Origin of the sequence: Bradyrhizobium sp. STM 3809 (assembly GCF_000239795.1) — a bacterium.
GTDB lineage: Bacteria > Pseudomonadota > Alphaproteobacteria > Rhizobiales > Xanthobacteraceae > Bradyrhizobium.
This window is the reverse complement of sequence record NZ_CAFJ01000139.1, coordinates 1-8,546: the sequence shown is the minus strand read 5'-3', so window position 1 is coordinate 8,546 and position 8,546 is coordinate 1. Positions and strand designations below refer to the sequence as shown.

9 protein-coding genes are annotated in these 8,546 nt (G+C 70.1%); all 9 read left to right on the top strand.

Annotation, left to right across the window (positions count from 1 at the left end):
• The coding region (locus tag BRAS3809_RS07190) for a carboxysome shell carbonic anhydrase (RefSeq protein ID WP_052523379.1) at window positions 1-1,523 on the top strand (1,523 nt) is incomplete at its 5' end.
• Entirely contained in the window at window positions 1,520-1,810 is a 291-nt protein-coding gene (gene csoS4, locus BRAS3809_RS07185) for an alpha-carboxysome shell vertex protein CsoS4 (RefSeq protein WP_008961424.1), read from the top strand. The genes BRAS3809_RS07190 and csoS4, both read left to right, overlap by 4 nt.
• On the top strand, window positions 1,800-2,060 hold the full coding sequence (locus BRAS3809_RS07180) for a carboxysome peptide B (RefSeq protein WP_008961423.1): 261 nt from the start codon (window positions 1,800-1,802) through the stop codon (window positions 2,058-2,060). The genes csoS4 and BRAS3809_RS07180 overlap by 11 nt, the downstream gene beginning before the upstream one ends.
• 54 nt (window positions 2,061-2,114) lie before the next feature.
• The gene (csoS1, locus tag BRAS3809_RS07175; RefSeq protein ID WP_035655638.1) at window positions 2,115-2,456 is read left to right on the top strand and encodes an alpha-carboxysome major shell protein CsoS1; all 342 of its coding nucleotides are present in this window, start codon (window positions 2,115-2,117) and stop codon (window positions 2,454-2,456) included.
• Between the two features lie 45 nt (window positions 2,457-2,501).
• Entirely contained in the window at window positions 2,502-2,831 is a 330-nt protein-coding gene (gene csoS1, locus BRAS3809_RS07170) for an alpha-carboxysome major shell protein CsoS1 (protein WP_083839062.1), read from the top strand.
• 33 nt (window positions 2,832-2,864) lie between these two features.
• Window positions 2,865-3,143: a 4a-hydroxytetrahydrobiopterin dehydratase gene (locus BRAS3809_RS07165; protein WP_052523377.1), complete on the top strand. Its 279-nt coding sequence runs from the start codon at window positions 2,865-2,867 to the stop codon at window positions 3,141-3,143.
• 24 nt (window positions 3,144-3,167) lie between these two features.
• Complete coding sequence (locus BRAS3809_RS07160) at window positions 3,168-4,058, top strand: NUDIX domain-containing protein (RefSeq protein ID WP_008961419.1); 891 nt, start codon at window positions 3,168-3,170, stop codon at window positions 4,056-4,058.
• Window positions 4,055-5,683, top strand: coding sequence for an NADH-quinone oxidoreductase subunit L (locus tag BRAS3809_RS07155; protein ID WP_008961418.1), 1,629 nt, complete (start codon window positions 4,055-4,057; stop codon window positions 5,681-5,683). Before BRAS3809_RS07160 ends, BRAS3809_RS07155 begins: the two co-directional genes overlap by 4 nt.
• On the top strand, window positions 5,680-8,205 hold the full coding sequence (locus BRAS3809_RS07150) for a YbcC family protein (protein WP_008961417.1): 2,526 nt from the start codon (window positions 5,680-5,682) through the stop codon (window positions 8,203-8,205). Before BRAS3809_RS07155 ends, BRAS3809_RS07150 begins: the two co-directional genes overlap by 4 nt.
• The last annotated feature ends 341 nt before the right edge of the window (window positions 8,206-8,546 follow it).

The following is an 8,546-nucleotide window of genomic DNA, read 5'->3' as shown; positions in this document are numbered from 1 at the left end:
CACTCCATGCGGCGCGCCGCGCCGCCGCGGCCGGTCCGCGCTTCCGGGCACGTCCGCAGCCGCGCGGCTGGGACGCGCTGCCGGCGCTGACGCAGGAGCGGACCGCCGGGCGCCATCCGCTCGCCGATCACGCCGCAAGCCTCGCGCTGCGCCGTCGTGCCGAGGAGATCGAAGCGTCGTTCGGTGCGATCGCGCCGACCCTGCAGGCGCTCGCGCCGCGTCAATTTGCACCTGGCTTCGCGGACGAGGCGGCCGCGACATTGCACGCAAAGCTGCAGCTCGAGATCCCGCGCAAGGCGCTGGCGGCGAGCTGGACCGCGCCGCTCGACCTGCGCGGCCTGCATGCGCGCTGCGTGCTCGGCACGTTCTGCCGGCTGATCGCGCACGCCTTCGACCGCGGCCTTGCGCAATTCTCCGACGGCGAGCCCGCCGATGCGCTGATCCGCCGCTGGGGCTTTCATGCGATCGACATCACGCCCTGCGCCGACGGGCGGCTGAGCGGCCTGACCGACTACATCCTGCGGGTGCCGCCGAGCATCATCGCCTTCCGCGAGTCGCATGCCGGTGCGATGTTCGACGTCGCCCATGCCGTCCGCCATTGGGAGAGCGTCGAGCTGCGGCGCTGGCGCGACGGCTGGCCGAACGCCGCCGAGGCGCGCACGCGCTTCCTCAAGATCGGCGTGTATCATCTCAGCAGCGTCGCGCCCGGCCACGAAGGCTGCGCCGCGCATGGCAGCGACGATACACGCGCCGCCGGTGCGCTGCTGGAGCGGCTCGATCAGCTCGCACAGGCCGTGCGCGCGCTGCACGGCCCGGACGCGGCGATCGCGACCCTGCTGATCGGCGTCGACACCGATACCGACGCGATCCGCGTGCATGTGCCGGATGCCGCCGGACGGATGGACATCGGCCGTTATGCCGACAGCCGCGCGCTGTATGACGCGACCGCGCATCTGTCCCGCGACGGCGCCAAGGACGCGATCCGCGATGCCGTCGCCGCCTGCGCCGGCGTCCCGGCCGACGATACCGCGACCGAGGGGATGCGCTGGTTCTGCGGCTATCTGCTCAAGAACAATTTCGGCCAGGTCGAGGCGGTGCGCGACTGGCACCAGGGCCGCTACGCCGACGCCGGCCATACCGAGCGGCTGATCGTGGTCGGCGATCCCGTCGACGACCTGCAGCTGCGCAACCTGGCCTTCCAGGCGCAGATGCAGACGGTCGAGGAGGGCGCGGCCGATCTCGACGTCGGCATCCGCATCCTGCGCGCCCATCACGCCGCCTACGGCCTGCCGGTGCCGGTGCTGGTGCACATCCGTTTCGACCCGCGCATTCCCGGCGCCGCGGACGCGGCTGCGCAGCGCGCGCGGCGTCTCGCCGCTGCGGTCACCGCGCGTCATGGCGAGCTCGCTGCGCGCGGCGACCTCTGCGTCGCGGCCGTGCTGCGCGCCGCCGACGGCAGCGTGCTCTCCCCGATCGATCTGACGGCGTCGCATGGCGACGCGCCACCGGAGGTCCACCGATGAAGATCTGCCAAGTGGAAGGCACGCTGGTCGCCACCGCCCGCATTCCCGGGCTGCTCAACCGTCGCCTGCTCGTGGTCAAGGAGCGCGGCAGCAGCGCCAAGCAGGTCGCGGTCGATCCGGTCGGCTGCAAGCCCGGCGACTGGGTGATCGCCGTCGGCAGCTCGGCCGCGCGCGACGCCGCCGGCAGCAAGGATTTCCCGAGTGATCTGACCATCGTCGGCATCATCGACTATTGGGACGACCCGGCCGGCCGCGCCGCGCAGAAGGTGGTGGCCAATGCAGATTAGCCGCGTCGTGCGCGACCTCGTCACCACCAAGCGGGTGTTCTGGCTCGCCTCGAAATCGCTGCGCGTGGTCGAGGATCCCGCCGGCAATCTCGACGTGGTGGTCGATCCGATCGGCACCAAGCCGGGCGATTACGTCATCACCATCGGCTACTCCGCGGCGCGCGCCGCCGCAGGAAATCCGAACATCACGACCGATCTGACGATCGGCGGGATCATCGACGACTGGAGCGAGGAACGCTGGCGCGCCTGATGGAACGCCGTCGTGAGTGAAGATCAACATCGAGCGAAGCGGAGGAGACGACAGATGGCGACCGAGAAGATGGGAATTGCGCTGGGCATGATCGAGACGCGCGGCCTGGTGCCGGCGATCGAGGCGGCGGACGCGATGACGAAGGCCTCCGAGGTGCGGCTGATCGGCCGCCAGTTCGTCGGCGGCGGCTATGTCACGGTGATGGTGCGCGGCGAGACCGGCGCGGTCAACGCCGCGGTGCGCGCCGGTGCCGATGCCTGCGAGCGCGTCGGCGACGGCCTCGCGGCCGCGCACATCATCGCGCGCCCGCATATCGAGGTCGAGCACGTCTTGCCGCGGCCGGGCATGACCCGCCTCGAGGATCAGAGCATGCCGCGCATCCCCGCGGCCGAATAGCGGCGCGCGGCAGCAGACCACATCGAGATTGAACAGGAGAGGACAATGGCAAGCGAGCGGTTCGGAATAGCATTGGGAATGATCGAGACGCGCGGTCTCGTGCCCGCCATCGAGGCGGCGGATGCGATGACCAAGGCGTCCGAGGTGCGGCTGATCGGCCGCCAGTTCGTCGGCGGCGGCTATGTCACCGTGATGGTGCGCGGCGAGACCGGCGCGGTAAACGCCGCAGTGCGCGCCGGCGCCGATGCCTGCGAGCGCGTCGGCGATGGCCTTGCGGCCGCGCACATCATCGCCCGCCCGCACAGCGAGGTCGAGCACATTCTGCCGCTGTATCCGCAGGGCGAGATGCTGAGCGATGAGGTCGCCGCGCAATAGCGGCGGCTGACTCATTCCCCCAGGGAGGCCAACATGCAGACCACCATCGAGCTGCCCGACGCGTGGAAATCGGTGAGCCATCCGCCGTCGCTGTTCTGTCGCTACGAGTTCGCGTCCTACGCCCAGACGCGCGAGTTCCTCGACGCCTTGGCGGTGCTGTCCGAGGAGACGCGCCTGTTTCCGGATCTCGGCTTCGCGCGCACCTTCGTCAACATCACCCTGCGCGGCCGCGACGGCGCATCGCCCGGACCGGCCGAGATCGACTATGCGCGGCGCGCCGCCGTGCTGGCTGCGGCGTGGACCGTCAGCTGATCCGCCGACGACGGAGGCGCGCAGATGGGTTCGCCGGTCATCGATGTCGCGGTCGCGGTCGTCCGGGACGGGTCCGGCCGCGTGCTGCTCGCCGAACGCACGCCGCGGCAGGTGGCGGCCGGCTTCTGGGAGCTGCCCGGCGGCAAGATCGATCCCGGCGAGAGCGCGGCGGCCGCGGCGGCACGCGAGCTCGGCGAGGAGATCGGCCTCCACGCCACGGCGTTGCGTCCCTGGCTGAACTACGTGCATGCGTTTCCGACCAAGCGCGTGCGGCTGCACCTGTTCCACATCGAGGCCTGGCGCGGCACGCCGCAGGGCAGGGAAGGCCAGCGCCTCGCCTGGGTCGATCCCGGCGCGCCCGCGGTGGCGCCGCTGCTGCCCAGCAACAGGCGCGCGATGTTCGCGCTCGGCCTGCCGCGTCTGCTGGCCCGCATCGATGACCACGATCCCACCCGCGCGATCGCTGCCGCGGCCGCCGCGCGCGACCAGGGCGCGGGGCTGATCCTCTTGAGCGCGCCGCACTGCGCATCCGGCCAGCAGGCCAGCTTGGTGCACAGGACCATCGCTGCGGTTGCCGGCGTGCGTGTGCTGCTGCAAGGCACGGCCTTGGAAGCCCGGCGCGCCGGCGCGCATGGCGCGGTCGCCAGTGCCGCGATCCTGCGGCGCTGCGCGACGCGGCCGGCCGTGCCGCTGTGGGGCGCGGCCTGCGGCAGTGCCGACGATCTGGCGCTCGCCGCGCATCTCGGCGCCGACTTCGCGATCGCAGATGCGGCGCAGCGGACAGGCGGACAGCCGTCCGGCCCGACGGTCTTCCGCGCCGATGACACCGCCGCTCCGCTGCCGCTGTTCACGGCGGCCGACATCACCACCCGCGAACCTTCTCGCTTCCTCGGGACAACGGGAGTCCGCCGATGATGACCTCCGCGCTCTGGCTTGCCCTCTCCGGACCCGCCGCGCTGCTCGCGGCCTATCTCGCGCCGTCGATCCGGCCGACCCTCTCGCACCAGGCGATGAACCGCATCGCGGGCCTCGCGTCCGGGCTCGCCTGCGCCGTCGCCTTCGCGACCGCGCTCGAGGTCGGACTGATGGGCGCGCTGCATACGCCCGCGCTCGCGGTCAGCGGCGTCGGCTTCGGCCTGTATCTCGACAGCGTCAGCGCGACGATGTTCTGCCTCGTCTCGTTCATCGGAATCATCGTGCTGCGTTACAGCTTCACCTACATGGACGGCGATCCCGGACAGATCCGCTTCATCCGGCTGATGTGCCTGACGCTTGCGGCGGTGCTCACGCTGGCGATCTCCGGCAATCTGCTGCAGTTCACGCTGGCCTGGTCGGCGACGAGCCTCGCGCTGCATCGCCTGCTGGTGTTCTATGCCGAGCGCCCCGCGGCGGTGATCGCGGCGCGCAAGAAGTTCCTCGCCAGCCGGCTCGGCGACCTGTTCCTGGTGACGGCGATGCTGTTGCTTTACGGCGCCTTCGGCAGCCTCGATTATCAGGCGATGTTCTCCGCCGCCAAGGCGATGCATGCGCAAGGGGCGGTGCCGATGGGCATCCAGATCGCGGCGGTGCTGATGGTGTTCGCCGGCCTGCTGAAGTCGGCGCAATTCCCCGTGCATGGCTGGCTGATCGAGGTGATGGAGACGCCGACGCCGGTCTCGGCCCTGCTGCATGCCGGCATCATCAATGCCGGCGGCTTCCTGGTGCTGCGCTTCACCGACGTGATCACGCTGTCGCTGACCTCGCTCGACCTGCTCGCCGTGGTCGGCGGCTTCACCGCGCTGTTCGGCTCGGTGGTGATGCTGACGCAGACCTCGATCAAGGTGTCGCTCGCCTGGTCGACGATCGCGCAGATGGGTTTCATGATGCTCGAATGCGGCCTCGGTGCGTTCGCGGCGGCGCTGCTGCACATCGTCGCCCACTCGCTCTACAAGGCGCATGCCTTCCTGTCCTCGGGCAGCGTGATCGATATCGCCCGGGCATCGTGGACGCCGAGCCCCGGCGGCAAGCCGCATCCGTTCCGGCTGATCATCTCGATCGCCGGCGTGCTGATGGTGACACTGCTGTTCAGCGTGCTGACCGGCGCGACGCCGGCGCGCCAGCCCGGCGTGTTCGCGCTCGGCGCGGTGCTGCTGCTCGGCCTGATCCACCTCGTCGCCAACGGCATCGACGAGCGCCCGAACGCCTATGTCGTGCTGCGCACGCTGCTGCTGGCGGCGGTCGTGGCGGGCGCCTATTTCGGCCTGCAACTCGCCGCCGAGCAGCTGTTCGCCGCCGCGCTGCCGAAGACCGAGGCGCTGCGCGGGCCGCTCGGCATCGTCATCGTCGCGCTGGTCGTGCTGTCCTTCGCGACCGTGACCTTCCTGCAAGGCTTCGTGCCCAGGCAGGCGACCGAGCCGCGCTGGCAGGCGCTGTATGTGCACGTCGCCAACGGCTTCTATGTCAACACCATCACCAACCGCCTCGTGCTGCACTACTGGCCCGGTCCCGCGCCGAAATCCGCCCCGCTTGCCCTGCCCATCGTGCTGAGGGAACACCCATGAGCGATGTCATCGACCTCGACGCGCCTGCTGCCGCCGTCGCCCCGACGCCTGCTTTGGAGTCCGCGATCGCGGGCGCCTGCCGCCGCATCGCCCCGCTGTGGCCGCTGAAGAACTTCGTCGCGGTCAACCCGTTCTTGGGCTTCTGCGGCCAGAGCTTCCATGCCACCTGCGCGACCTTGCACCGGGTCGCGCGCATCGAGACGCTGATGCCGCGCGCCTTCTACCGCGAGGCGATCCGCAACGGCACGATCGAGCAGGCGGACCTCGCCGCCGCGCTCGCCGCCGCGCCCGCGGACTGGCGCCTTCCGCCCGATGTCGCCGAGTTGCTGAAGCTCGCCGGCAGCGATCAGACCGCGCGCAAGCATCCCGCCGTGGTCGCGACCGTTGCCGAGGTGCTCAACGAGCTTGCCGCCGGCGACCGCCACGTCGCCCGCACGGCCTTCATGACCGACGAGATCTCGCGCTGGTGCGCGGCCTATTTCGACGAGGGACAATCGGTGTGGCGGATGCCCTGGCGCGGCCTGCGCCCCTACGCCGCCTGGCGCGCCAGCGTGCGCTACGACCGCAATCCCGAGGCGATGGGCATCGCGCGCTTTCGCGAACTCGTCGCGGAGTTGCCGGACGACTACGTCGCGGCGATCGCCACGGTGGTCGAGCGGCTCGGGGTGCCCGACCGCGCGATCGAGGACTATCTGCACCAGGCGCTGCTCGAGATCGGCGGCTGGGCCGCCTATGCGCGCTACCTGATGTGGAACCACGAGCTCGCCGGCGATCGCGACGACACGCTGGAGCAATTGCTCGCGATCCGTGTCGTCTGGGGCTACACGCTGTTTGCCCAGCGCAACGACAGCGCGTTTCGCGAGGCCTGGCGGCGTGCGATGGAGCAGGCGGCGCTGCCGCCGCTCGACGACAGGCTCGGCGGCGATCCCGATCTCTGCATCAACATGGTGCTGCACGAGTCCTATGAGATCGCGTTCCGGCGCCGCCTGCTGCAACGGCTCGCGCAGCCGCCGGGCGGCCGCGCGGCCGCCGCGCGTCCGGAGGTGCAGGCCGCGTTCTGCATCGACGTGCGATCCGAGGTGTATCGGCGGGCGATGGAGTCGGTCAGCGAGTCCGTCGAGACCGTCGGCTTCGCCGGCTTCTTCGGCTTCCCGATCGAGTTCGTGCCGATCGGCCACGTCGTCGGCCGGGCGCATTGTCCGGTGCTGCTGCGGCCGCAATTCACGGTCTGCGAGGCGGTCGGCGGAACCTCCGAAGAGGAGGATTCCGAGATTCTCGTCATGCGCCTGCTGCGCCGGCGGGCGCGCAAGGCGTGGAAGTCGTTCAAGCTGTCGGCGGTGTCGTCCTTCATCTATGTCGAAACCGCCGGGCTGTTGTTCGCGGGCAAGATCCTCAGCGACAGCCTCGCTGTGACGCGCACGGTGCACGATCCCAACACCGACGGGCTGGACGATGCCGTGATCGGCCGGCTCGGTCCGCGGATCACGCCGAGCATCGTCGGCGGGCGGCAGACCGGGTTCGATCCGGTGCAGCGTGTGGCGATGGCCGAGGCCGTGCTGCGGGCGATGTCGATGACCGGGCCGTTCGCGCGGCTCGTGATGCTCACCGGCCATGGCAGCACGACGGTCAACAATCCGCACGCCTCCGGGCTCGATTGCGGCGCCTGCGGCGGCAACACCGGCGAGGCCAATGCGCGCGTCGCCGCCGCCATCCTCAACGATCCCGACGTCCGCGTCGGCCTGCGCGAGCGCGGCATCGACATTCCCCGGGATTCGTTCTTCCTCGGCGCCTTGCACGACACCACCACCGACGAGATCAGGCTCTATGATCTCGATCGTCTGCCGGCAACCCATGCCGAGGATCTGCGGCGGTTGCGGGAACTGCTGGCGAAGGCGACCTCGCTGACCCGGCTGGAGCGCGCGGCGCTGCTCGGCATCCCGCCGCGGGGCGACGCCGAGCAGAATGTCGTCAAGCGCAGCCGCGACTGGGCCCAGGTGCGGCCGGAATGGGGGCTTGCCGGCAACGCCAGCTTCATCGCGGCGCCGCGCGCGCGCACCCGGGGCATCGATCTCGAGGGCCGCGCCTTCCTGCACGATTACGACTGGCGGCAGGACAAGGATTTCGCCACGCTGCAACTGATCATGACGGCGCCGATGGTGGTGGCGAGCTGGATCAGCCTTCAGTACTACGGCTCGACGGTCAACAACGCCGCGTTCGGCGCCGGCAACAAGGTGCTGCACAATGTCGCCGGCACGATCGGCGTGCTCGAGGGCAATGCCGGCGATCTCAAGGTCGGGCTGCCCTGGCAATCGGTCCACGACGGCACGCGCTTCGTGCACGAGCCGCTGCGGCTGACGGTGCTGATCGAGGCGCCGTTGGACGCGATCGAGCGCGTCATCGCTGGAAACGCCGGCGTGCGCGATCTCGTCGACAATGGCTGGGTGCACCTCTACGCGATCTCGGACCAGGGCCGCGTATCGCATCGCTATCAGAGCGGCCTGCGCTGGCAGGCGCTCAACTGACTCCGGGGCTGCGGCATGTCGAGCGGATGTACGGCGAGGGCGCCTTGCAGTGAGGCTGACGGTGGCAGATGAGTGTGAGGCGCGCGGCCGAAGTGGTCGATCGTTCGAGGTCGTTCCATCTTCCCGGGCCTGCTGCGGAAGGACCTTGAAGAACACCACTGCTGGTCCTCCGCAGATGGACGCGATCTATTGAATGCGTCGGCTTTGCCGTTTCCCTGGGGAGCGCCAGTCCGCGGCGCTCGCTCCTTGGTCTTGAGCGCTCGGCGCAACTCCGCAGCCTCGCGGCGCGCTTGCGCGTCCGAGCTTTGCTCTTAGGCGCACCCTTTCAACAGAAGGGCGCA

What these genes read in the sequence shown, in the direction of transcription:
- BRAS3809_RS07160 (WP_008961419.1), top strand. Translation starts at nt 3,168, where the DNA reads ATGGGTTCGCCGGTCATCGATGTCGCGGTCGCGGTCGTCCGGGACGGG.
- csoS1 (WP_035655638.1), top strand. Translation starts at nt 2,115, where the DNA reads ATGGCGACCGAGAAGATGGGAATTGCGCTGGGCATGATCGAGACGCGC.
- csoS1 (WP_083839062.1), top strand. Translation starts at nt 2,502, where the DNA reads ATGGCAAGCGAGCGGTTCGGAATAGCATTGGGAATGATCGAGACGCGC.
- BRAS3809_RS07155 (WP_008961418.1), top strand. Translation starts at nt 4,055, where the DNA reads ATGATGACCTCCGCGCTCTGGCTTGCCCTCTCCGGACCCGCCGCGCTG.
- BRAS3809_RS07165 (WP_052523377.1), top strand. Translation starts at nt 2,865, where the DNA reads ATGCAGACCACCATCGAGCTGCCCGACGCGTGGAAATCGGTGAGCCAT.
- BRAS3809_RS07180 (WP_008961423.1), top strand. Translation starts at nt 1,800, where the DNA reads ATGCAGATTAGCCGCGTCGTGCGCGACCTCGTCACCACCAAGCGGGTG.
- BRAS3809_RS07150 (WP_008961417.1), top strand. Translation starts at nt 5,680, where the DNA reads ATGAGCGATGTCATCGACCTCGACGCGCCTGCTGCCGCCGTCGCCCCG.
- csoS4 (WP_008961424.1), top strand. Translation starts at nt 1,520, where the DNA reads ATGAAGATCTGCCAAGTGGAAGGCACGCTGGTCGCCACCGCCCGCATT.